At 47.5% G+C, this 22812-nt stretch carries 22 protein-coding genes; 9 read left to right on the forward strand and 13 right to left on the reverse strand.

All coding sequences use genetic code 11. From position 1 onward, the window contains the following. The first annotated feature begins 10 nt into the window (after positions 1 to 10). From LQ247_RS13040 to LQ247_RS13050, 3 genes are all read left to right on the forward strand, one after another. Entirely contained in the window at positions 11 to 1444 is a 1434-nt protein-coding gene (locus LQ247_RS13040) for an AMP-binding protein (RefSeq protein WP_229129127.1), read from the forward strand. After that, positions 1441 to 2532: an acetyl-CoA C-acyltransferase gene (locus tag LQ247_RS13045; RefSeq protein WP_231006143.1), complete on the forward strand. Its 1092-nt coding sequence runs from the start codon at positions 1441 to 1443 to the stop codon at positions 2530 to 2532. Before LQ247_RS13040 ends, LQ247_RS13045 begins: the two co-directional genes overlap by 4 nt. 107 nt (positions 2533 to 2639) lie before the next feature. After that, positions 2640 to 3212, forward strand: a complete 573-nt coding sequence (locus LQ247_RS13050; RefSeq protein ID WP_020450824.1) for a histidine phosphatase family protein — start codon at positions 2640 to 2642, stop codon at positions 3210 to 3212. 30 nt (positions 3213 to 3242) lie between these two features. On the opposite strand, the gene LQ247_RS13055 is transcribed toward LQ247_RS13050, so the two are convergent. The 4 genes from LQ247_RS13055 to LQ247_RS13070 form a co-directional block, all read right to left on the reverse strand. Beyond that, positions 3243 to 4265, reverse strand: coding sequence for a FecCD family ABC transporter permease (locus LQ247_RS13055; protein WP_245118013.1), 1023 nt, complete (start codon positions 4263 to 4265; stop codon positions 3243 to 3245). Continuing rightward, complete coding sequence (locus LQ247_RS13060; protein ID WP_026579951.1) at positions 4265 to 5263, reverse strand: FecCD family ABC transporter permease; 999 nt, start codon at positions 5261 to 5263, stop codon at positions 4265 to 4267. Before LQ247_RS13060 ends, LQ247_RS13055 begins: the two co-directional genes overlap by 1 nt. Before the next feature lie 344 nt (positions 5264 to 5607). After that, the gene (locus LQ247_RS13065) at positions 5608 to 6585 is read right to left on the reverse strand and encodes an ABC transporter substrate-binding protein (RefSeq protein ID WP_130569373.1); all 978 of its coding nucleotides are present in this window, start codon (positions 6583 to 6585) and stop codon (positions 5608 to 5610) included. A gap of 109 nt (positions 6586 to 6694) precedes the next feature. After that, positions 6695 to 7624 carry a DMT family transporter gene (locus LQ247_RS13070; protein WP_231006145.1) on the reverse strand — a complete coding sequence of 310 codons (930 nt, stop codon included), beginning with the start codon at positions 7622 to 7624 and terminating at the stop codon, positions 6695 to 6697. Positions 7625 to 8008: 384 nt separating this feature from the next. Between LQ247_RS13070 and LQ247_RS13075 the strand changes: the two genes are divergently transcribed. Next, entirely contained in the window at positions 8009 to 9145 is a 1137-nt protein-coding gene (locus tag LQ247_RS13075) for a S8 family peptidase (RefSeq protein ID WP_023856571.1), read from the forward strand. 57 nt (positions 9146 to 9202) lie between these two features. Here LQ247_RS13075 and LQ247_RS13080 read toward each other — a convergent pair whose 3' ends face one another. From LQ247_RS13080 to LQ247_RS13095, 4 genes are all read right to left on the reverse strand, one after another. After that, positions 9203 to 10459 (reverse strand): M48 family metallopeptidase, encoded by a 1257-nt coding sequence (locus tag LQ247_RS13080; protein WP_020450818.1) that lies wholly within the window; start codon positions 10457 to 10459, stop codon positions 9203 to 9205. A gap of 71 nt (positions 10460 to 10530) precedes the next feature. Beyond that, positions 10531 to 10842 (reverse strand): AzlD domain-containing protein, encoded by a 312-nt coding sequence (locus LQ247_RS13085; RefSeq protein WP_009328928.1) that lies wholly within the window; start codon positions 10840 to 10842, stop codon positions 10531 to 10533. Continuing rightward, positions 10835 to 11551, reverse strand: coding sequence for an AzlC family ABC transporter permease (locus LQ247_RS13090; RefSeq protein ID WP_003180314.1), 717 nt, complete (start codon positions 11549 to 11551; stop codon positions 10835 to 10837). Before LQ247_RS13090 ends, LQ247_RS13085 begins: the two co-directional genes overlap by 8 nt. A 12-nt stretch (positions 11552 to 11563) precedes the next feature. Beyond that, on the reverse strand, positions 11564 to 12115 hold the full coding sequence (locus LQ247_RS13095) for a helix-turn-helix domain-containing protein (RefSeq protein ID WP_003180313.1): 552 nt from the start codon (positions 12113 to 12115) through the stop codon (positions 11564 to 11566). Positions 12116 to 12242: 127 nt separating this feature from the next. Here LQ247_RS13095 and LQ247_RS13100 point away from each other — a divergent pair, with 127 nt between their 5' ends. Further along, positions 12243 to 12689 (forward strand): hypothetical protein, encoded by a 447-nt coding sequence (locus tag LQ247_RS13100; protein WP_128822848.1) that lies wholly within the window; start codon positions 12243 to 12245, stop codon positions 12687 to 12689. On the opposite strand, the gene LQ247_RS13105 is transcribed toward LQ247_RS13100, so the two are convergent. From LQ247_RS13105 to LQ247_RS13115, 3 genes are all read right to left on the reverse strand, one after another. Further along, positions 12660 to 14201 carry a fatty acid--CoA ligase family protein gene (locus LQ247_RS13105; protein WP_039072636.1) on the reverse strand — a complete coding sequence of 514 codons (1542 nt, stop codon included), beginning with the start codon at positions 14199 to 14201 and terminating at the stop codon, positions 12660 to 12662. The genes LQ247_RS13100 and LQ247_RS13105 overlap by 30 nt on opposite strands. A gap of 159 nt (positions 14202 to 14360) precedes the next feature. Then, positions 14361 to 15350 carry a lipoate--protein ligase LplJ gene (gene lplJ, locus LQ247_RS13110; RefSeq protein WP_003180306.1) on the reverse strand — a complete coding sequence of 330 codons (990 nt, stop codon included), beginning with the start codon at positions 15348 to 15350 and terminating at the stop codon, positions 14361 to 14363. Positions 15351 to 15368: 18 nt separating this feature from the next. Beyond that, positions 15369 to 16103 (reverse strand): MBL fold metallo-hydrolase, encoded by a 735-nt coding sequence (locus LQ247_RS13115; protein WP_020450814.1) that lies wholly within the window; start codon positions 16101 to 16103, stop codon positions 15369 to 15371. A gap of 156 nt (positions 16104 to 16259) precedes the next feature. Here LQ247_RS13115 and yhfH point away from each other — a divergent pair, with 156 nt between their 5' ends. The 3 genes from yhfH to LQ247_RS13130 all read left to right on the forward strand — a co-directional run bounded on the left by yhfH (position 16260) and on the right by LQ247_RS13130 (position 18342). Next, positions 16260 to 16394: a protein YhfH gene (gene yhfH / locus LQ247_RS13120; protein ID WP_003180302.1), complete on the forward strand. Its 135-nt coding sequence runs from the start codon at positions 16260 to 16262 to the stop codon at positions 16392 to 16394. A 308-nt stretch (positions 16395 to 16702) separates the two neighbouring features. Beyond that, on the forward strand, positions 16703 to 17989 hold the full coding sequence (locus tag LQ247_RS13125) for a cation:dicarboxylate symporter family transporter (protein WP_003180300.1): 1287 nt from the start codon (positions 16703 to 16705) through the stop codon (positions 17987 to 17989). 155 nt (positions 17990 to 18144) lie between these two features. Next, positions 18145 to 18342, forward strand: a complete 198-nt coding sequence (locus tag LQ247_RS13130; protein WP_003180298.1) for a hypothetical protein — start codon at positions 18145 to 18147, stop codon at positions 18340 to 18342. 78 nt (positions 18343 to 18420) lie between these two features. Here the strand turns inward: LQ247_RS13130 and LQ247_RS13135 are convergent, their stop codons facing one another. Further along, positions 18421 to 19458, reverse strand: coding sequence for a M42 family metallopeptidase (locus tag LQ247_RS13135; RefSeq protein ID WP_016886430.1), 1038 nt, complete (start codon positions 19456 to 19458; stop codon positions 18421 to 18423). Between the two features lie 106 nt (positions 19459 to 19564). On the opposite strand from LQ247_RS13135, the gene LQ247_RS13140 reads away from it, so the two are divergent. Next, entirely contained in the window at positions 19565 to 20560 is a 996-nt protein-coding gene (locus LQ247_RS13140; protein WP_101560668.1) for a ketoacyl-ACP synthase III, read from the forward strand. Positions 20561 to 20616: 56 nt separating this feature from the next. On the opposite strand, the gene LQ247_RS13145 is transcribed toward LQ247_RS13140, so the two are convergent. Continuing rightward, on the reverse strand, positions 20617 to 22779 hold the full coding sequence (locus tag LQ247_RS13145; RefSeq protein ID WP_059231187.1) for a YhgE/Pip domain-containing protein: 2163 nt from the start codon (positions 22777 to 22779) through the stop codon (positions 20617 to 20619). Between the last annotated feature and the right edge of the window lie 33 nt (positions 22780 to 22812).

Genomic DNA, 22812 nt, shown 5'->3' on the forward strand with positions numbered 1-22812 from the left:
GAATGAAACCGTGCCAATTACTGAGACTTATCAATACCACGCCAATCGCTATCCTCAGAAAACGGCTGTTCAAATAGATGAAATGTCTGTCAGCTATCTGGAATGGCACCAGTTAGTATGCAGGACGGCCGGCTGGCTCAGCGCGAAAAAAACAAAGAATAAAAGGATGGCCTTTTCGCTTCCAAACGGACTGCCTTTTTTGCAGCTGTTCGCGGGAGCGGCGATGGCCGGCTGGACGGCCGTTCCGTTTGATCCGCGCTGGAGCCCGTCTGAATGCCGGGAAAAGCTTTCTCTTTGCAAAGCCGAACTGTTCATCTCGGATCAGCCGTTCCCTGCTCTTGAACAAACACTGCTTCTGAACGAATGCCTTGACGAAATCAATCACGCTCCGGTCCTGGAACCTCGCCCATTTGATGATGAACCGTTTTACATCGGGTTTACATCCGGGTCTACCGGAGCTCCGAAAGCATTCATCAGATCGCATCGCTCCTGGGTCGAAAGCTTCCGCATCAGCAGCAGGGATTTTCAGCTATCAGCCGGAGACAGCGTCGTGATACCCGGCTCGCTCTTCTTCTCGCATTTTTTATACGGAGCAATGACAACGCTGTATCTCGGCGGAACCGTCTACCTTCTGAAAAAATTTTCGCCGTCCCGGCTCGAAAACGCAGTCGCCCGGAATCCCGTGACAACGCTGTTCACGGTGCCGACGATGACTGAAGCCCTGAGAGCGGAGAACAGGCGAATCGATAAACCGGTCAAGGTCATTTCTTCAGGCGCCAATTGGAGCAGGCAGGCAAAAAAAGCGATTCAAAAAGCGCATCCGCATCTTTCTTTATTCGATTTTTATGGAACTTCTGAGATGAGCTTCGTCTCTGTATCCGCTCCGGAAGACTTTCATGTGAAGCCGGACTCTGTCGGACGGCCTTTTCACAATGTTGACGTTGCCATCCGTTCAAGCTCAGGGGAAGCAGTCCGAACCGGGGAGGTCGGCAAAATTTTCGTGAAAAGCCCGATGCTGTTTTCAGGCTACCTCCAAGAAGCGGCCGCCGCCTCCCCGATTGATGAAAACGGCTGGATGACAGTCGATGACATGGGCTGGATGGATGAAGATGGTTACCTCTACATAACAGGACGGGAGAACAGCATGATCGTCTACGGCGGCATCAATATTTTCCCCGAAGAGGTTGAAGGTGTTCTCCTGTCACACCCGGAAGTGGAAGAAGCTGCAGTAATCGGCATCCGCGACGATTACTGGGGAGAAAAAGCGGCAGCCGTCATTAAGGGTAAAGCCCCGGTTAAAGAGCTTAAAACATATTGCAAAAGCCGACTCGCTCCGTACAAAGTGCCGAGAATGTGGCACTATCTCGAACAGATTCCGCATACTTCCGGAGGAAAAGTCGCCCGTCACCTTCTGAAAGAACAGCTGAAGGACGTGATCAGATGAAAGCTGTTATCACGGCCGCCAAAAGAACGCCGCTCGCCAGACAAAACGGCTTATTGAAAAATGCCGAGCCCCATGATCTGGCCGCCTCCCTGATCAAGCACCTCGCAAAGCCGCTGAACGGGATATTGGACGAGGTCATCCTCGGAAACGTGGTCGGACCGGGCGGCAACATCGCCCGTTTATCCGCGCTTGCCGCCGGTCTTCCCGCTTCCGTCTCAGGAATGACGATAGACCGTCAATGCAGCGCTGGACTTGAAGCGATCCGGACCGCCTGCTGTTTCGTGCAAACTGGGGCAGGATCCTGCTATATTGCCGGAGGTACAGAAAGTGCAAGCCTCTCCCCTTTTCCGGGAAGAGCGAGGTTTTCTCCCGATGAATGGGGTGATCCGGATATGGGAATTGCCGCTGAGCTGACGGCGGATCGGTACCGCATTACCCGCAAGATGCAGGACGACTATGCCCTGTTAAGCTATAAAAGAAGCGAGTCCGCGTTTGAAAACGGCTATTATGACGACGAGATTCTGCCATTTCAAGGATTGGCGGCCGATGAAAGCATGATTCGCAAACGACTGCTGGAAAACATCATCGAAAGAGCAAAACCAGTCTTTAAAAAAGGAGGAACCGTAACAGCCGCAAACAGCTGCGGAATTCACGACGGCGCAAGCGCGGTTGTCGTGATGAACGAAGAAAAAGCGGAAGCGCTCCGCTTGCAGCCTGTTCTCCGATTTGTTGACAGCGCGGTCGCCGGCGTCGACCCAAACGTTCCGCAAATTTCTCCGGTGCCCGCGATTCAAAAACTCTTAAAGAAACGAAACCTGTCTGTCAAAGACATCGATTTGTTTGAGATCAATGAAGCGTTCGCCGTCAAAATCGCGGCCTGCGCCGGAGAGCTTGGCCTCCCCTATCACAAACTGAATGTCAGGGGAGGCGCTTTGGCGCTTGGACACCCGTACGGTGCTTCAGGAGCCGTGTTGGTAACCCGCCTGTTTTACGAAGCGGCAAGAAGAGACAACTTGAAGTATGCCGTCGCGGCGATCGGCAGCGGCGGCGGAGTCGGTATGGCGCTCCTTTTTGAAAAAAACGTTTGAATTTTTCTCTGTTCCAGTCATCATTCGTAGTCATTGTATTTAAATTTAGTATAATAGCCATATCACCGAAAAACGCGAAAGCCGACATCGAAAGGAGATTTTTCAGAATGACTGCGATTTGTTTGATCCGGCATGGCGAGACAGACTGGAATGCTTTAGGAAAACTGCAGGGAAGAACCGATATCCCTTTAAATGAAACCGGTCAAAAACAGGCAAAAGAAACCGGGGCGTTTTTGAAAGGGTCCGACTGGGACGTCATCATTACAAGCCCTTTAAGAAGAGCGAAAGAAACCGCTGAAATCATCAATCAATACCTGGGACTTGAAATCATCGAAATGGAAGATTTCATCGAAAGGAATTACGGAGATGCAGAAGGGATGCCATTCGAAGAAAGAACGAGGCTCTACCCCGATAAAGAATATCCGAATCAGGAATCAAAAGAAGCGCTTGCCGAACGGCTGATGGCCGGCGTTCAAAAGGTCAGCGAGCGGTATCCGGACAAAAAAGTGCTGATCGTCGCACACGGAGCCGCGATACACGCCCTTCTGTCAAAAATCTCAAACGGCGACATCAACCTGGAAAATACGAAGCTCGTCAATGCGTGCCTAAGCAACATCAAATTCCATGAAAATAAATGGCATGTGAAGGATTACAATCTTTCACACCATTTGTCAAATTAAAAAAAGACGGCAAGGTTGATGCCGTCTTTTTTATGCTCTCCCCTGCCTCGCTTCGCGGCGCAGTAAATAGATAAAATACGGACCGCCGATAATGGCTGCGATCAATCCAGCCGGTATTTCAAGCGGCGGAACAAGGCCTCTTCCGGCGGCATCGGCTATCAAAAGAACGATGCCGCCGACGAGCGCTGAAACGGGAATCAAGATCCTCGTTTCAGCCCCTGCCAGCTTTCTTGCGATATGGGGCGCCATCAGCCCGATAAAACCGATTGTTCCCACGGCGGTCACAGCCGCAGCTGTCAGCAGGACCGAACCGGCAAGCAGCAGAAATCGCGTTCTTTCGAGCCGGATGCCGAGGCCGACGGCAATCCCGTCCCCTGATTTGATGATATCGAGCGGTTTTGCCGCAAACCATAACGGAGGAATGACCAGACAGCACCATATGAAAAGAGACAGTACATCATCCCAGTCTCTCCCCCACAGACTTCCATTCAGCCAAATTAATGCGTTGTTGACATTTGGGCTCCCCCTTGAAATGAGTAGCTGAATACCCGAATGGCAAAAAGCATTGACCGCGATCCCGACAAGCGCCAGCCGCACAGGAGAAATCCCGTTTCGATAAGCCAATAAATAGACGAGAGCCGCAGCCAAAACGCTTCCTGAAAAGGCGGCGCCTGTCAGCAGAAGCGGACTTTGCTGTGAAAACAAGACCGTAACGATCACAGCGCCCAATCCCGCTCCTCCTGTAATGCCAAGCGTGTCAGGGGCGGCCAGCGGATTTTTCATCAGCGATTGTGCGACTACACCTGCGATTGAAAGCGCCCCTCCGGCAAGCACAGCGAGAAGGATGCGCGGCATTCGAAATTCCATCACCAAGAAGCGGACTCCTGCATCCTCTTGCCCTGCCAGTGATTTCATTACGTCCCACAGTCCGATGTTTTCATCGCCGATCGCCAAATTGAGCACAATGAGCATCAACAAACAGGCGCATAACGCAGAGAGGACAAGCGCCGATTGCCCGCGCCGTCTTTTCATTTTTCTTTCCGCATTGTTCATCATGCCGCCCCCTTTTTCCGTCTTCTCGCCAAATAGATGAAAAACGGCGTCCCGATCATTGCCGTAACAACTCCGACCGGCGTTTGGTACGGAAAATAGACAAAGCGGGACAGAATATCAGCAAACAGCAAAAGAACGGCTCCAAGCAATGCCGAATACGGAATCACGAACCGATAGTCAGCCCCCATCAGATACCGGATCATATGAGGAACCATCAAACCGATGAAACCAATCGGTCCGGCAGCGGACACCGATGCTCCTGCCAGCGCGACAACAGTGAAAGCGATGAACAATCTGCTGAGCCATACATTTTGTCCCAGCCCATGTGACACATCATCTCCGAGACTCATGACGGAAGCCGCCCTCCCTAAGGCCAAAGCCGTCAACAAACCTGCCATGCTTACCGGAATCAACAAATGAAGCTTATCCCACGAGCTCCCCGCTAAAGAACCGGAAAGCCAAAACAATAGCGTTTCCGTCGACTCTTCATGAAAAATGAGCAGCATTTGCGTCATCGAAGCAATGATCGCCTGAATGACGACACCGATCAAGGCAAAGCTGATATCCCTGTCGTGTTCGCTGAATACTGAGGCAACCGCGTACACGACCAGCGCGGCCGCGGCACCGCCGGCAAAAGCGGCTCCCATCGCTGTCTGGGGAGCGGCAAGCGCAGGAAACATCACCGTCAAACATACGACAGCAAGAGAGGCCCCTGCATTGATTCCGAAGATGCTCGGAGATGCCAGCGCATTTCTTGTCACCGCCTGCATCAGTGCGCCCGCGGCCCCTAGATTCGCGCCGATGAATGCGGCGGCCAAGGCGCGCGGAATTCGGATGGACTGAATAATCGCGTGCAATTTTGAACCGTCGTACATAAACACAGCTGCCCAAATGTCGGGCAGCGCAATCGTTGACGAACCGATTGAAACAGAAAGCGCAAAACCCGCGAGCAAAAGAAAAACAAAAATGAGCGGTGCAAAACGTTTCATATATATCAAAACAGGTCACTCCTTTAGAAAAAAACAAGCGCATGCTTTTGTAAAAAGCATGCGTCAAATTGTTGACAAAATCCCAAAATGGCTCTTAGTTTTGGGATTTTGTCATCCTTTCAGCGTGACCCTCAACCCTTGCAGTCTAGGAAGGCCGAGCATCGGAGCTGACTTTCACAGGAGGTGATGACGGCGGCGTTCAGGCAGGACGTCTGGGCAGTTAGCCGCCGATTCTATCTCTATTCGTGAGCACCGACGCGCAGGCCTGACAACGAATGCGAGGGTTTCTCGACACGCTGGCGCATGCTTTTGTAAAAAGCATGCGTCATCCCGTCCAGCAAACCGGCAGGCTCTTAAGATTTCTTTTGATCCTCAGACAGAAGATGCTGACCGATTTCATCTATCAGCGCATCTGCTCCGTCAATACTGCGGCGGAGCGACCAGGCGAATCTGTCGGCTTCATAAACCTTGCCGTTTTTGACAGCGCTGAGCTTTTTCCAAAGAGGGTCTTTTTCAATGGGTCTTTTCCCGTCTTCATCGACTTTATCTTTTTCTCCCGTCATCAGGACAATGGTGTCGGGGTCTTTCTCAAGCAGCTGCTCAAGCGTCATTTTAATATTGACGGATTCACCGTTTTCGCCATCGCCTTTGCTGCTGTCTCTGACACCGTATGTATAGCCGATTTTCGTCAGAAGCTGAGACGTGAAAAAGTTTTCGTCGCGCACAGTGATTGCTTCATTTGTGTTTCCGAGCAGAAGAATGCTCTGTTTCCGGCTCCCGAATTTCTGTTTCAATTCATTCAGCTTTTGTTTATGTTCAGCCAACTTTTTCTCCATTGCGCTTTCTTTGCCGACGGCTTTCGCAATCGTAAGAGACGCGTCAAGCGTGTCCTGATAATCTGCATTCAAGTTTTTCAGCGCGATTGTCGGCGCAATTTTCGCCAGCTTATCATAGACACCGCTGTGCCTGCTCGAATCGGCAATTATTAAATCGGGCTTTAAAGAAGCAATTTTTTCAAAACTTGGCTGGGCGCGCGAACCGACTGAAGTATACCCTTTGATTTTTTCTCTGACCTTCTCGTTAATAAACTTAGGTTTGCCGTCGTCCGCAATCCCGACAGGCTTAATGCCCGCATCAAGGAGCGCATCAATAAAACCCAATTCAAGAACCACAACTTTTTTCGGATTGTTCTTTACTTTCGTTTCTCCTAAGTCGTGCTTAACTGTCACGGAATCCTGACTGGAGGTTTTCGTACTTTCGCTTCCCCCCGAGCAGGCTGTCAACACTGATATCATCAATAGGAATAAAATAGCAAAATACTTAGGCTTCATATGTATCTCCTTTTCTGGTAGTAGACGAAATTATTATAGCAACACTTCATACCAATGACAACGATAATCATTATCATTATAAAAAAAGAAAGGAGCCTCCTTCTCCTTTCTACACCCGTTCATTCACGGAATCCCCCGCTTTGCTTTCTCTGCTGAGGGAAAGAATGATGACCGTAATGATCACCATTACCGTACCGGCACCTTGAAAGGCATTGAACGGCACACCCAGCCAGACCGCCGACGACAAAACAGCCGCTAGCGGTTCGGCGCAGCTCAGGCAGCTCGTTTCTTTTGCGGAAAGATAAGAAAGGCTGCCGATGTATAGGGCAAACGCCAAAGCTGTGCCGCACAATACAACAAACAGAATGGCTGCCGCCTCCCCTGCCCCAATGTGCGAAAGGTCAAACCGAAACGGCGGAAACAAAAAAGAAATTCCGGCCCCTCCGACAAGCATACCCCATCCCGTAACCGTCAAAGCACCGAACGATTGAATTAATCCTCCTGCAAAAACCGTATAGAAAGCAAGCGCTCCACCGGACAAAATGCCCCAAACGGCGGCCTCGGCCGGAATATACAAACTGTCCGGCCTTCCGCCTGTCAAAAGAAGAAGCACGCCGAAAAGCGCCAATAAAGTAAGTACGGCATCTTTCCACTTAGGCGGAAGTTCTTTTTTAACATATAGGTAAAACAATACGAAAAAAGGCGCCAAGTATTGAAGAATTGCAGCAGCCGCGGCATTACCCTTTTCGATTGAAGCAAAAAACGTATATTGAACAGCAAGCATTCCAAAAATGGAAAATACTAAAATCGAACAAATATCAGTTTTTTTCTTCCATATCCGACACACATGTTGAAAACCGTTTTTCATTGAAACATATAACAAGAGAATGACTCCCGATGCCAGAAGCCTGACAGAGACAAGCGAGCCGGCTTCAACCGCTCCCCTTTCAAATATGTACTGTGCAGCGCTTCCCGATAATCCCCACAATGAAGCCCCTGTAAGCACCATCAATACGCCTTTCACATGAGCTGATTTCATATCTTTCACCCGTTTCTGTATGCGATATATTGCATATTTTAATAGATGATCGACAAGGCCGCAACCTCCTTCGGCAAAAAATGATCTCTTAAAATAAATGAATAGTATTTTCATAAAATGAATCAGATGGAGCAATCTCCTGTCATTCGCGGCCCTCGGGACCTCTTTCCCTGCCAGGCTGAAGCGGTCTATTCATACTTTCGAACTGAACATTTTTCTAAAACAGTTATTAATAACCAAAAAATTTTAAATTGGTCCTCCAAAAAAATAGGCCTACCATATAATTCATTTTTTTTCTATAATAAATTAACAGAATAATTGGAATAGATTATATTATCCTTCTATTTCAATTATTCTGAATAAAGAGGAGGAGAGTGAGTAATGATGAGGAAAAAGAGTTTTTGGCTTGGGATGCTGACGGCCTTCATGCTCGTGTTCACGATGGCATTCAGCGATTCCGCTTCTGCTGCTCAACCGGCGAAAAATGTTGAAAAGGATTATATTGTCGGATTTAAGTCAGGAGTGAAAACCGCATCTGTCAAAAAGGACATCATCAAAGAGAGCGGCGGAAAAGTGGACAAGCAGTTTAGAATCATCAACGCGGCAAAAGCGAAGCTAGACAAAGAAGCGCTTAAGGAAGTCAAAAATGATCCGGATGTCGCTTATGTGGAAGAGGATCATGTGGCCCATGCCTTGGCGCAAACCGTTCCTTACGGCATTCCTCTCATTAAAGCGGACAAAGTGCAGGCTCAAGGCTTTAAGGGAGCGAATGTAAAAGTAGCCGTCCTGGATACAGGAATCCAAGCTTCTCATCCGGACTTGAACGTAGTCGGCGGAGCAAGCTTTGTGGCTGGCGAAGCTTATAACACCGACGGCAACGGACACGGCACGCATGTTGCCGGTACAGTAGCTGCGCTTGACAATACAACGGGTGTATTAGGCGTTGCGCCAAGCGTCTCCTTGTACGCGGTTAAAGTACTGAATTCAAGCGGAAGCGGATCATACAGCGGCATTGTAAGCGGAATCGAGTGGGCGACAACAAACGGCATGGATGTTATCAATATGAGCCTTGGGGGAGCATCAGGCTCGACAGCGATGAAACAGGCAGTCGACAATGCATATGCAAGAGGGGTTGTTGTTGTAGCTGCAGCAGGGAACAGCGGATCTTCAGGAAACACGAATACAATTGGCTATCCTGCGAAATACGATTCTGTCATCGCAGTTGGTGCGGTAGACTCTAACAGCAACAGAGCTTCATTTTCCAGTGTGGGAGCAGAGCTTGAAGTCATGGCTCCTGGCGCAGGCGTATACAGCACTTACCCAACGAACACTTATGCAACATTGAACGGAACGTCAATGGCTTCTCCTCATGTAGCGGGAGCAGCAGCTTTGATCTTGTCAAAACATCCGAACCTTTCAGCTTCACAAGTCCGCAACCGTCTCTCCAGCACGGCGACTTATTTGGGAAGCTCCTTCTACTATGGGAAAGGTCTGATCAACGTCGAAGCTGCCGCTCAATAACATATTCTAACAAATAGCATATAGAAAAAGCTAGTGTTTTTAGCACTAGCTTTTTCTTCATTCTGATGAGGGTTGTTCAATATTTTGAATCCGTTCCATGATCGTCGGATGGCCGTATTTAAAAATCTTGACGAGAAACGGCGGGTTTGCCTCGCTCAGCCCGGCTTTTGAGAGCTCTTGAAACGTCGAAACCGCTGCATCGCTGTTTTGTGTCAGTTCAATCGCATACTGGTCAGCAGCTTTTTCCTGATGCCTCGAAACTGCGTTCGTAAATGGAGACGACGCGAAAGAGATAACCCCCATCAGCATCAGAAGAAGCGGAAGTGCGGCTAGATCGGATTTTCCCGCAATATGAAGGCTTCTTCCATAGCGGCCGATGATCCGCTTGTACAGCTTGTCGATCACATAAAAGACAGCAAGGGATAAAAGCAGATACCCGCCGAGTCCTATGTAAACATGCTTCATCACATAATGTCCCATTTCGTGCGCCATGATGAATAAAATTTCCGGCTCATCCAGCTTGTTCAGCGTGGTATCCCAGAGCACAATCCTTTTATTGGCGCCGATTCCTGTTACATAGGCATTTAACGCATTCGTTTTTTCAGACATGTTCACTTCATAGACGTGATTCGCAGGAATATCCGCCTGATCGGCCAGCTTCAGAATGCTTTGTTCAAGATCTTTATTTTTCAGCGGATAAAAGTCATTGTATAAAGGATCAATGACAACCGGCTGGAGAAAAAATAAAAACAGCGTAACCGGAACCGTCAGACACCAGGCATAAAACCACCAGCGTTTTTCATGCTTTTTGATCAAATAGTAAAAGACGATCACCGCCGCAGCCGTTATCGGAAAACTGATCCAGAAGTCGATCACCTGGTCTTTGATCCAGCTCGCGGTTGTCTGGGTTGATATGCCGTAGTCAAGCGAATATTGATAGCTGATCCAGTCAAGCGGCAAAGAAACGATCGTAACGATCAGAAACAAAGCAAAAACATATGCCGTGATTTGAATGCTTCTCCTCTTCGAGGTCTGCTCCGCCCAATTTTTCATTTTCCTGGATAAACCGGCAATCAACAATATAAAAAATAAAAACCATTCAAACGGAATCCGGATAAAAAACATAAAGTCCTTTATTTTCGAGTACTCTTCCGTCAGCATGAGTTCTCTTTCGTTCATAAATGCCGCCGGGTCTGCGCTTGTCCCTTTCAGCGCCTCAGGAACGGAGGGTTCACCGGCCATAAAGAGATACCAATAGAAAAAAAGGCCGTACAGCACATACAGGAGACCGGCTCCCGCGATCCATTTCCGCATGGCGAATCACTTCCTCTCACATAGCAGTTACTTCTATTGTAAGCTTTTCATGCGAAAGTTAGAACCAAGCCTTACAATGAGAGCAAGAGGCCGGCGCCTGCGAGCGTCAAAATCGTCCCCATCACGACGACTATGACGCTTGCTCCAAAATAGGAAAATAAAAATGCGATAAGAGCGCCGGCAAGTCCGTAGAGCATACCGCTTTGCACCAAAAAAACTCCCGGAAAAATGAGAGCCCCTAAGACGGCGTACGGCACATTTTTCAGCACGCGCTCCAAAAATCCGGGAAGCTTCAGGCTTTCAAAAGCAATGAGCGGCACCATCCGCGGCACATATGTAACGGCAGCCATGCCGATAATCATCCAGATGATCGGGCTAAACATAGTTTCTCTTCCCCTCTGTTCTAAATTGGTACAGCCATTCAATCAGGACGGCGGATAAAAGCGTAGCGCAGACGATCGACCATCCTGCCGACAATATTCCGTTCATTTGGAAAACCGTATTGAATAACGCAGCCGCCCCCGCCAGCAGCAGGACTTTTCGCTGTTTTTTCAAAGGCGGCACCAACAATCCGATAAACATGGCATAAAGGGCGATGCTCATGCTTTCCTGGAGAACAGCCGGCATGGCGGCCCCTGCAAAATGCCCGGCCGCACTCCAAAAAACCCAGCTTACATATCCGATCGAACCGAGGCCGATCATATACCCGGTCGTCAGCTTTTCCTTTCTTAGAGCAGCGACGGCAAACGATTCATCTGTCACCGCGAAAAATGAGTAAAACGCTTTTTTCCAAGGCGAATCTTTTTCTACCAATTGATTCAAAGTCGCCGAAAATAAAAAATGTCTGATATTCACAATGAACGTCGTCATAACGATTTCGATGATTCCCGTCTGAACGGCGAGCATGCTTAAAGACATATACTGGGACGCTCCTCCGAAAACAAGGGCGCTCATCAAAAACGTTTCAAAAAGCGACAGCCCCGTTGTTTTCGCCAAAAGCCCGAATGTCAAAGCGACCGGAATGTAGCCGACGGCAAGGGAAACCCCTGAACGAAGCCCGTCTAGAAAGTTGAGTGAATCGTGCTTTTCCATCTTGACACCTCTTTACGGATAATAAATGAGTGTATAACATGATGCCGTTTGTTCCGTGTTGTTTTCGTACGTATGCACGGTGTTTGCGGTGAAATGCATCGCATCGCCTTCGTTCAGGCTGCAGGTGTAATCACACGCCGTCACCGCGATCGCTCCTCTAGAGACGAGCACATACTCTTCAATTCCTCCGTGGTGAGGCTCTGATTCGTGTACACAGCCGGGCGCAAGTTCAATATAAAAGATTTCAAACTTCTTTTTCTGGTCGAAGGGAAAATGCGGAAATGCCGCGTATTTTTCTTCTCCGGCCAAAACGGGCGTTTTCTCATGCTTTCTGACGACCGTCGGCTCCCCCGCGGGCTTTTCTGCCAAGGAAGTAAATGATACTTGCAGCCCGTTTGCGATCTTCCACAAAGTTGTGATCGTCGGACTTGAAGAGCCTTTTTCAATTTGCGCGAGCATGCCTTTGCTGACGCCAGTCATCGATGACAATTGATCAAGACTGTAATTGCGGACTTTTCGCAGCCTCTTTATGTTTTCTGCGACTTGTTTTTCAATCGAATTCATCTTCTGCCTCCTCTCAATAAATTGAACATTTGTATAATTTATTGAACATTATAGCATAATTTTTTAGGATGAAAAGCCATTAAACGGAGAAAATAAATAGCCTGAGGTGATCATTCTGAAAAAAATAATGGGGATCATACTTTTTTTCGGTATTTTATCTATCACTGTCTTTTATGTATTCCACTTGATGGCGGAGCCTTTCGACTCAAGAAATGCCGAAGAAATCATCTTGAAGCAGGCAAATGACAGCGAAAAAACGGTCAGCATCAAAGATAGGCACAACATAGGCGTTCTGCTTGATACATTTAACAAAGGGAAAAGAATGAAAGAAAAGTCGGCGCATAGCCTGCCTTCTCCGGCGTATCACGGATACATCAGCATGACCGACACACATCGCGTTCACTTCACCGTCTGGCTGAAGAAAGATGAAGCCGTCATCCTGAAAGAAGAGGAGGGCACATATTTTGTTCTCCGACAAAAGGAAAAAGACGCTCTTCTCAGAGAACTGCAGAAAAGGGACGCGGCAGGCGTCCCTTTTAACGTGTCAAGATTGATTTGTCAAAATGTCTTTTAAAGCGCGCCTTAAAATTTTGCCGGTCGAATTTTTCGGTATTTCATCCATGAAGACGATCGCCGCCGGGCGCTTGTATTTGGCAAGATGCTTTTTGCAATGCGACAAGACATCATCCTCTGTCAGCGTTTTATTCTTCGGAACGACATAGCACTGGACGGCTTCTCCCGTATTCGGGTCGGGCACTCCGATCACCACCGCTTCTGCGATTTCCGGATGAAGGTAGAGCACTTCTTCGATCTCCCTCGGATAGACATTATAGCCGCCGACGATAATCATGTCTTTTTTTCTGTCGACGATATAAAAATAACCGTCTTCATCCCGTTTTGCCAAATCACCTGTATACAGCCATCCGTCTTTAATCGTATGGGCCGTTTCTTCCGGCATGTTGTAGTACCCTTTCATAACATTCGGCCCTTTAACGATCAACTCCCCGACTTGACCGGCAGGCAGCTCTTCCCCGATTTCATTGACGACTTTGTTTTTCACATTGAGAATGTTCGTGCCGATCGATCCTGGCTTGCGGCCGGTGCTGAACGGGTTAAAGCATGTAACAGGAGAAGCCTCCGACAAACCGTAGCCTTCTAAAACGAGAACGCCGAATCTTTCTTCAAAGCTTTTCAGGAGAGCGACAGGCATGGCCGCTCCGCCTGAGATGCAAATCCTGATGGATCGAAAACCGGTTTCATCCGCCCCTTCATACTGGTACAGGTAATTGTACATTGTCGGCACGCCTGAGAAGATCGTCGCCTGATGCTTTTTAATCAGCTTGAAAACCTCGGCGGGACTGAATTTCGGCACGATCAAAATCGCTGCGCCGTTCATGAGCGGCGCATTCATGCAGACCGTTAAACAAAAAACGTGGAACATCGGCAGGGCGGCGACGACAAGGTCAGATTCATTCATTGTTAGATAGCGGGCTGTATCATTTGCATTCGAAAATAGATTTTGATGTGTGAGCATCGCCCCTTTTGGTCTTCCCGTAGTTCCTGACGTATAAAGGATGGCGGCCGTATCTTCGGCGTCGATTTCAGGAAACGGCCGGACAGGAGGTTTCATAATGTTTGTAAACGATTTCAATTTCATCTTAACCTCGGTGCTTTCCGGTTCGCGAAGCGGCTCTCCCGTTTCGCAAAGTACGACGCAGCTGACTTTCGGAAGGGATTCATGCACCTTTTCGTAAAGCGGAAGCAGCTGTCCCAGAGCCACGATCACTTTTGCGTCGCCATTTGTCAGCATATAGCCGATCTCAGTCGGCGTATAGGCCGGATTGATCGGTATGACAACGGCTCCGGCCTTCAGCGCACCGTAAAACGCAATCACAAAATGCGGGGTATTGCCGAGAAGCAAAGCAACATGATCTCCCTTTTCCACCCCGATTTCGCGCAGACCTTCTGCAAAGCAATCAATTTTCTGCTGTAATCCCCCGTATGTTTCCGTCTGTTCCCCAAAAATATAAGCGGTTCTGTCAGGCTTTGATTGAGCTGTTTCCCCTAATTTTGAAACTAAATTCATTCTCCCACCCCTTAAAAATGAATGAATGACCATTCATTTTGTGATAATCAAAATCTATTCCCATTATAGTAAATGAACAGAAAACACTCAAGGGCTGTTGGGAAATATCTTCCATTCCTCTCAAGTTAAAAAGGGGCCGCGGAAACCGCAGCCTCTCTTTTAGTAGACAAGATCCAAAAATTCTTCTTTTTGAATATTGCCGAAGTAATGCTTGATGTCGACGCCTTGAAGGGCTTCTTCAATCGCTTTTCTTTCATACTGTACGCCTGTCAGCTTCTCTTCAATATCGCTGACATCGCCGACTCCGAAAAAGTCACCGAATATTTTACACTCGCGGATCACGCCTTTTTGCACTTCCAGGCGGATGTCGACCGATCCCGCTTGAAATCGTTTTGAATGCTGAAGATTGAATTTCGGAGACTTCCCATAGTTCCAATCCCAGTTTTGATAGCGTTCCTTTGAAATTTGATTGATGATTTTCCAGTCTTTTTCAGTCAGCTTATACTCCGGTATTTCCCCTTCGGTATCAAAAATATAGCGGAGAAGCATGCTTCGGAATTCCACTGTCGTCATCTTCTGATCGAGAAATTCGCTGATATTGGCTACCCGGCTCCTGATCGATTTGATGCCTTTTGATTCGATTTTATCTTTTTTTACTTTTAAAGCCGATACGACATGTTCTATCTCAGAATCGAACAACAGCGTGCCATGGCTGAACATTCTCCCTTTCGTTGAGAACTGGGCGTTTCCCGAAATTTTCCGGCCGTTTGCCATCAAGTCGTTTCGGCCGCTCAGCTCCGCATCGACGCCAAGCCGCTTTAAAGCGGCCACAACGGGCTCCGTAAACTTCTTAAAATTATGGAAGCTGTTGCCGTCGTCTTTCGTAATAAAGCTGAAGTTCAAGTTCCCGAGGTCATGGTAGACAGCTCCGCCGCCTGACAGCCTGCGAACGACAATGATCCCGTTTTCATCCACATACTTTGTGTTGATTTCCTCAATCGTATTTTGGTTTTTGCCAATGATGATCGACGGCTGGTTGATATAAAACAGCAGATACGTCTCTTCAGGATCGAGGTGCTTTAAGCAGTACTCCTCAATCGCCAAGTTGATCCTCGGATCTGTAATATTTTGATTATCGATAAACAGCATGTTTGTCAGTTCCTCCTTCTATTCTCCCCACACATAACCGGTGTGCGCCAGATCAACCGCGCCTTTATAAACGGTTTTGGCCTCTTCTGCTAGTTTTTGATGTTCCCCGAAATGCGGGAGGTGTGTCAAGAGCAGATGTCCCGCACCCGCTTCTGCAGCGATGCGTCCCGCTTCGAGGCTGTTCATATGACCGGCGCTTCTCCCATCCTGATCCGCATAAAAATTGCACTCCGAGATCAATAGATCGGCTCCTGCACTGAACGGGATGAAAGCTTCCTGAAAGCTCGAATCGGCTGTATAAACGACAGAATGAACACCGTCCGTCACCCTCATAGCAAAGCAGTCAACAGGATGAACCGTCTTTAAAAACGTGAACGTAAACGGTCCGATTGCCAAAGACTCTTTCGGATCATAGGCCAATCCAGCGGTATGCGTTTTATATGTAAGTTTTGAAAACTGCTCTTCATCAAAAGGATGTCCATATATCGGAAGGGCATTCGCTCCCTTGCCGAGGAATGAGCCGACCAGTTTGGCAAATTGCAAAGGGCCGACATCCGCAATATGGTCGTGATGATAATGGGATAATATAACGGCATCAAGCTCCTCAACGGGCAGAAACAGCTGAAGCTTCGATAAAACGGCACTGCCGCAGTCGATTAAAACGGAATAATCCCCGGATTGAAAGAGATAGCCTGAAGTCGCTTCATTTGCAGCCGGAAATCCTCCGCAGCAGCCGATGACTGTCATCTTCATATATACACACCTCTTTTTTGTGTCTATCGTCCCCCTATTCAATATACCCATTTTTCTTAAAAATTGCATGTTTTATATTTTGTCATAAAACAGACATTGATTTCCTGGATACTGTTATAATACAATGATGACAACAAACGAATTGGGGGAATCAACATGCTCGCTAAAATCACCGAGTTCTTCAGAAATTTGCCTTCCAAAAAATGTTCAAAATGCGGTCACGATATTGATGAGCAGCACGAATGCTACGGAAACACTTGCTCTAAATGCTTAAATGTAAAAGATATATAGACGTCATTAAAAAATGCTCCGGCGGATCTCCCCGGGGCGTTTTTTTGTCATAAAGTTAGTTATAAAGAGAGAGATTCTTGTCAAAATTCATTATTTTAATAACATTTTACTATTTCACTTAGGGAAATATACACCGATGAACGTCCCGATTTGAATTTAAGCTGGGATGATCATCTCATATTTGAATTTTCAATATATTCAGACGTTATTTTTTTAATGGACGAGCTGTATTTTCTTTCGCTATACTTAATTTACGATCTCAAGTTTAATATTCTAGTATAAATTAAGCATGCGTTGGGAGGGCATCTATGAAAAGACTTAAATTCGGATTAGCCACACAAATTTTCCTCGGGCTGATTTTAGGTGTTGCAGCAGGAGCGATTTGGTTCGGAAACCCTGCGGTCGCAACGTATCTGCAGCCCGTCGGTGATTTGTTCTTAAGATTAATCAAAATGATTGTGATTCCTATTGTCGTTTCAAGCTTGATTGTCGGGGTTGCAGGGGCCGGCAGCGGAAAAAAGGTCGGCAGGCTCGGTTTTCGGACGATTCTGTACTTTGAAATCATTACGACTTTTGCGATCGTGCTCGGACTGCTCCTTGGAAATATCATTCAGCCTGGACACGGCGTAAACTTTTCTGGTGCTGAAAAACAGGATATCAGCCAATATGTAGAAACAGAAAAAGAGGCAAGCACCAAATCTGTCGCAGACACGTTCCTGCACATTGTGCCGACAAACTTTTTCCAATCGCTCGCTGAAGGCGATCTGCTTGCGATCATTTGCTTCACTGTTCTGTTCGCACTCGGAGTGTCAGCCATAGGCGAAAAAGGCAAGCCTGTGCTTTCCTTTTTTGAGGCAACGTCTCAAGCCATGTTCCACGTCGTGAACATCGTCATGAAATTCGCGCCGTTCGGCGTTTTTGCTTTAATTGGTGTAACGGTTTCAAAATTTGGTTTTTCTTCGCTTTTATCATTGGGAAAGCTCGTTTTGCTTGTCTATCTTGCTCTTGCTTTCTTCCTGATCGTCATTTTTGGGATCGTCGGCAAGCTGTGCGGTATCAATATATTTAAATTTTTGGCCTATATGAAAGATGAGCTTCTTCTTGCATACAGTACATCTAGCTCTGAAACTGTGCTTCCGCGCGTCATGGAAAAAATGGAGAAAATCGGCTGTCCGAAAGGCATTGTGTCGTTTGTCATTCCGATCGGCTACACATTTAACCTTGACGGCTCTGTCCTGTATCAGGCAATCGCGGCGCTGTTTCTGGCGCAGGTCTACGGCATCGATCTGTCCATTGGGCAGCAGCTCACGCTCATCCTTGTCCTGATGGTCACTTCTAAAGGAATGGCTGCCGTTCCCGGCACATCATTCGTCGTTCTTCTCGCGACTCTGGGCACGATCGGCGTTCCTGCTGAAGGGCTGGCCTTCATTGCCGGAGTCGACCGGATTATGGATATGGCGAGAACGGTCGTCAACCTGACCGGAAACGCTCTTGCCGCTGTGGTCATGTCAAAATGGGAAGGTGAATATGACGCCGTTAAAGGACAGACCGTCTTAAATCAAAGGGAGCCGGCAGATATGAAAATGTCCGGCTGACAGCCCGCAAAAAAACGTATGTTTCCCGCTTTTGGAGAAACATACGTTTTTTTAAAAATATGCATTTTGCTCAAGAAACCTGTCCAAACAACTTCCTTTCGTTTACATACGATGTACTGTAGTTAAATTAGAAAAGAAAACTGGAGGGAAGTTTAATGTATTTTTACCATGACCATTGCAAGAAAGATTATGACTTTGACTACCACAAGAAAGACCACGACTGCAAGAAATACTACTACTACTATTATTACTACTATTATCCATGCTATAAGAAGTATGATTATGACTATGACTACAAGAAGTTTGACCACTTTGATCACTGCAAAAAGAAAAAACACTATGATTACTGGTAAGTAAACGCCATCCTCTACGGATGGATGACTTCCACTCTTTTTTTACTCCCAAGGGACCGGGGTCCTTTGGGAGCTTTTTTATGCCATGTCAGACAGGACATAATGATACAGCAGCTTTGCCGTCTGCTCCAAGGACGACTGATGCGTCCTTTCAAACGCGTGGGATGCGTCAATTCCCGGGCCGATCAGCCCGTGGACGATATCATGGCCCGCTCTGATGGCTGCTGAAGCATCTGAGCCGTAGTACGGGTAAATATCAAGCTTATACTCGATTCCGTATGTTTCACAAAGAGCGGTCAGACGCTTGCGAAGCCCGTAGTGATATGGCCCGCTGGCATCCTTCACACAAATGGATACCGTATATTCGTCGGTTGACTGCCCATCGCCGATCGCTCCCATATCAACAGCCAAATATTCCACCGTTTCAGGCGGGATATTGGAGTTGCCGCCATAACCGATTTCTTCATTGTTGGAAATTAAAAAATGTGTTGTGTAAGGCAGTGTCATCCCTTCTGTGTTGATCGTTCTGATCAGCTCAATAAGGAGGGCGACGCTTGCTTTATCATCAAGATGACGCGATTTGATAAACCCGCTCGGTGTGATCTCAACGCGCGGGTCGAAGGAGATAAAATCACCGACATTGATGCCGAGTGCCCGGGTTTCTTCTTCACTGCGGACCGGTTCGTCAATGCGGACCTCCATATTCTTCTGGTTCCGCTCGGCTTTTCCGGCGTCTTTGTAAACATGCACTGATGTCTGATGCATTAAGATCGTGCCGGTGTAAGTTTTCCCTGATGCTGTTTCAATTTTGCAATACTCGCCTTCAATCGAGTTGTAATTGAACCCCCCGATTAAGTCAATTTTCAGCCTTCCGTTCGGTTTAATCTCTTTCACCATCGCTCCGAGGGTATCGACATGAGCGGTGAGCATCCGGTGCCGGGCTTTGTCGCGGCCCGGTATCGTCGCGATCAGGCCGCCCTTACGGTTAAACTTTGTTTCGACTCCTTCTTCCTGTAATAGGCGATTGATATAGTCTATGATGTCATACGTATTTCCGGTAGGGCTCGGGATGGAGACGAGCTCCTTGATGAGCTCCAGCGTTTTCTGTCCTGACATTGTTCATTCCTCCCAACTTGTGATGTTTATAGTATACATCAGATCAATATTTTAGTACCAGATACTAATACTAGGTGTTATAATTAAAAAAAGGAGAGTGAACTTCATGAAAACTTTATCAAAAGCGCGAATTTCCGCCATCGGCACCTATGTTCCCGAAAAGCGCATGACAAACAAAGACTTTGAAAAAATCGTCGATACTTCTGATGAATGGATCGTTCAGCGGACAGGAATGAAAGAAAGGCGAATCGCAGGAAGTCACGAATTCACATCAGATCTTTGCATAAAGGCCGTTGAAAATCTACAAAGCAGATACAACGGCACGCTGGACGATATTGACATGATCATCGTCTCTACCACAACGGCGGACTATGCTTTTCCAAGCACGGCATGCCAGGTTCAGGAGCACTTCGGATGGAAAGAAGTCGGCGCGGTGGATGTAAATGCGACTTGCGCGGGATTAACATACGGATTGCATATCGCCAACGGCCTGATCACTTCCGGACTGCACAAAAAAATTCTTGTGATCAGCGGTGAAACCTTATCCAAAACAACCGACTACACAGACCGCGCGTCTTGCATTTTGTTCGGCGACGGCGCGGGCGCCCTGCTTGTCGAACGGGACGACAATTCCCCAAGCTTCATTACTTTTGCCCAGGATACGAAAGGTGACGGAGCCCGCCATTTATACAGAACCGGCTTGCGCAGCGACCTTAAAGGGGAGCCGCTCTCAGGTGAAGGAAAAATGGTTCAAAACGGCCGCGAAGTGTATAAATGGGCGGTCAGGTCCATTCCCGAAGGCGTCAAAAAGCTGCTTAGCCAAGCTGAAATGGAGCTGAAGGATATCGATTGGTTCGTCCCGCACAGCGCGAATTTGCGAATGGTCGAATCAATTTGCGAAAAAACCGGAATTTCACTCGAAAAAGCGCTGACGAGCGTCGAATGGTTTGGCAACACCTCATCCGTATCAATCGTTCTCGCCCTTGATGAAGCCGTCAAAAACGGAAAGTTGAAAGAGGGCAATACCTTGATTCTGTTCGGTTTCGGCGGGGGTCTTACATATACGGGACTGATTGTAAAATGGGGCGCGCCAGCTTCCTGATTTCAAAAAAAAACATCTTTTCTTGCCCTTGCCGGGCTTGAAAAGATGTTTTTCTTTTATGCGTGCTGCTCTTCAACTTTTCCTTTTCTCAGCAGCACTTTAAAATAAATCAGCGTCAAGGCCATCATGACGATCGCAACACCGCCGAGCACGGCAGCCTGCTCCCACATATACGCGTAGTCTCCGCTTGAAATCACCGCTCTGTATCCCGCAATGCTGTAGGTCATCGGCAGTGCGGAATGGATGACTTGGAAGAACTTAGGAACAAGTGCAAGAGGGAATGTTCCTCCGCTTCCTCCAAGCTGAAGCACGAGCAGAATGACGGCAATGAAACGTCCCGGATTTCCCATGGTCGCAGCCAAAAATTGAATGATCGCAAGACATGTAATGCTCATGATCATACTGAACACATAAAATCTCCAGACGCTTTGCACTTCAAGCCCGATGCCAGAGAGAATGATCGTGCAGGCGATCGCCGCTTGAAGAATCCCCACTGCAAAAAGTACGCTGAATTTGCTCATAAACCAGCCGAAAGCTGATTCAGGCCGGACAGCCGGCTCTTTCACATCAAAGACGACGGTAATCATTAATGCACCGACAAATAAGCCGAGCGACAAAATATACGGGGTTAATCCTGTTCCGTAGTTGGAAACCGGATCGATTTTATCGCCTTTCACATCGACGGGATCTGAGAACATATTGTAGTTTTCGTCTCCCGCTTGAATATCGCCGGTCTGATCGGCAGCGTCAGACAGCTTGTCAAACAGCTCCCCGCTTCCGTCAGACAGCTTGCCAAGACCTTCATCAAGAGATTTAGCCCCTTCTGCAAGCTTGGAAGAACCGTCTTTCAGTTTATCAGCCGCGCTTTGCAGATCGCCGAACTTCCCGACTAACGTCTGGCTGCCTTCGGCGATTTTGGATGATCCGCTTTTCGCCTCCGCGAATTTTTCGTTGTAAGCACCCAAACCGTTTGTCAGCGCATCGAGCCCTTGCTGAATCTTTTGCGATCCTTTATAAAGCTTGTTCACATCCGAAGGAACTCGCTTCAATTCCTCAAGCTTCTGTTTCAGCCCGGATAAATCGGGAAGTTCGCTTACATCGGGAATTTGCGCTTTCAACTTGTCAAACTCAGGCAGCTTCACCGTTCCCATTTTTTCATCGACTTGTTTCATAAGCGCGGCTTTCTGTTCTTGTGTCAGCATGTTGCTGGATTCAATAATTTGTTTGACTTCACTATGCTGGTTTTTCAATGCCGCTTCAAGCTCATCAATATTTTTTGAAATCTGACTGATTTCTTTTTTTGCCTTTTCGGCGTTTGAAAGTGCCGTTTCAAGCTGCTGAATCTTTTCATTTGAAATGGCTTCTTCGAGTTTGCTTATCATCTGCGCTTTTTCATTCATCTGCTCCAATCCCGCCACAATCTGAGGCATGCCTTGTTGGAGCTGTTGAGCACCGCTGTGCAGCTGGCCGCTTTTTTCCAAAAATTGCGCAAGCCCTGAATCAAGCTCATGAATTTTGTCGTTCAGCGTATTGAATGCTGTGCCGAACTTCTCCATTCCGTCTTTGTTGAACTGAATTTGGCTTTTCGCAAGCTTTTCAAGGTTCTTTTTCAGCGTTTCGCTTCCTTCTTTCGCATCTTTCAGTCCTTTATCCAGTTTTCCGGCACCTTCGCTGGCTTCACCGAGACCTTTTGCGATTTTGCCGAAATTGTCAAAGATGACTTCGGCATATTGTTGCGTAATTTCAGAACCGACTGAATGCTGAAGCTGTTCAATCGCTTTATCGCTGATCTGGGCGCCGACATAGTTTCGTCCTGCGTTTGTATGATAAATCAGATTCAGCTTTTTCGGATGTTTATCCATCACCGTGCTGGCATCCTTCGAAAAGTTTTCAGGAATTTCTACAACCATGTAGTATTCCTCATTTTGCAAGCCTCTCAGCGCTTTTTCCTTCGTCGTAAAATGCCAGTCGAATTTATCGTTTTTTTTCAGTTCTTTGACAAGGTCGTCGCCGATGTGAAGGTCTTTTCCTTCATATGTCGTTCCCTTGTCGGAATTCACAACCGCTACGGGGAGCTGATCGACGTTTCCGTATGGGTCCCAGTACGCCGCCAAAAATATGCTGCTGTAAATCAGCGGTATAAAGAGAACCCCGATCACGGATATCAGTAGTTTTTTATTGGTTATCAGTTCTCTCCACTGGTTTTTGAAAACATTCATGTTGATACGCCTCCTAGTTAGTAGCCGCTCTCT

It is taken from the genome of Bacillus sp. BS3(2021) (assembly GCF_021043345.1).
Lineage (GTDB): Bacteria > Bacillota > Bacilli > Bacillales > Bacillaceae > Bacillus > Bacillus paralicheniformis.

Excerpts from the sequence above, each read along its gene's own strand:
- yhfH (WP_003180302.1), top strand. The coding sequence starts at position 16,260 with ATGCTCGCTAAAATCACCGAGTTCTTCAGAAATTTGCCTTCCAAAAAA.
- LQ247_RS13100 (WP_128822848.1), top strand. The coding sequence starts at position 12,243 with ATGGGGATCATACTTTTTTTCGGTATTTTATCTATCACTGTCTTTTAT.
- LQ247_RS13095 (WP_003180313.1), bottom strand. The coding sequence starts at position 12,115 with ATGAATTCGATTGAAAAACAAGTCGCAGAAAACATAAAGAGGCTGCGA.
- LQ247_RS13140 (WP_101560668.1), top strand. The coding sequence starts at position 19,565 with ATGAAAACTTTATCAAAAGCGCGAATTTCCGCCATCGGCACCTATGTT.
- LQ247_RS13080 (WP_020450818.1), bottom strand. The coding sequence starts at position 10,459 with ATGCGGAAATGGATCGCGGGAGCCGGTCTCCTGTATGTGCTGTACGGC.
- LQ247_RS13075 (WP_023856571.1), top strand. The coding sequence starts at position 8,009 with ATGAGGAAAAAGAGTTTTTGGCTTGGGATGCTGACGGCCTTCATGCTC.
- LQ247_RS13065 (WP_130569373.1), bottom strand. The coding sequence starts at position 6,585 with ATGAAGCCTAAGTATTTTGCTATTTTATTCCTATTGATGATATCAGTG.
- LQ247_RS13105 (WP_039072636.1), bottom strand. The coding sequence starts at position 14,201 with ATGAATTTAGTTTCAAAATTAGGGGAAACAGCTCAATCAAAGCCTGAC.
- LQ247_RS13130 (WP_003180298.1), top strand. The coding sequence starts at position 18,145 with ATGTATTTTTACCATGACCATTGCAAGAAAGATTATGACTTTGACTAC.
- LQ247_RS13055 (WP_245118013.1), bottom strand. The coding sequence starts at position 4,265 with ATGAACAATGCGGAAAGAAAAATGAAAAGACGGCGCGGGCAATCGGCG.
- LQ247_RS13085 (WP_009328928.1), bottom strand. The coding sequence starts at position 10,842 with ATGTTTAGCCCGATCATCTGGATGATTATCGGCATGGCTGCCGTTACA.
- LQ247_RS13125 (WP_003180300.1), top strand. The coding sequence starts at position 16,703 with ATGAAAAGACTTAAATTCGGATTAGCCACACAAATTTTCCTCGGGCTG.
- LQ247_RS13090 (WP_003180314.1), bottom strand. The coding sequence starts at position 11,551 with ATGGAAAAGCACGATTCACTCAACTTTCTAGACGGGCTTCGTTCAGGG.
- LQ247_RS13145 (WP_059231187.1), bottom strand. The coding sequence starts at position 22,779 with ATGAATGTTTTCAAAAACCAGTGGAGAGAACTGATAACCAATAAAAAA.
- LQ247_RS13070 (WP_231006145.1), bottom strand. The coding sequence starts at position 7,624 with ATGAAATCAGCTCATGTGAAAGGCGTATTGATGGTGCTTACAGGGGCT.
- LQ247_RS13135 (WP_016886430.1), bottom strand. The coding sequence starts at position 19,458 with ATGTCAGGACAGAAAACGCTGGAGCTCATCAAGGAGCTCGTCTCCATC.
- lplJ (WP_003180306.1), bottom strand. The coding sequence starts at position 15,350 with ATGCTGTTTATCGATAATCAAAATATTACAGATCCGAGGATCAACTTG.
- LQ247_RS13115 (WP_020450814.1), bottom strand. The coding sequence starts at position 16,103 with ATGAAGATGACAGTCATCGGCTGCTGCGGAGGATTTCCGGCTGCAAAT.
- LQ247_RS13045 (WP_231006143.1), top strand. The coding sequence starts at position 1,441 with ATGAAAGCTGTTATCACGGCCGCCAAAAGAACGCCGCTCGCCAGACAA.
- LQ247_RS13050 (WP_020450824.1), top strand. The coding sequence starts at position 2,640 with ATGACTGCGATTTGTTTGATCCGGCATGGCGAGACAGACTGGAATGCT.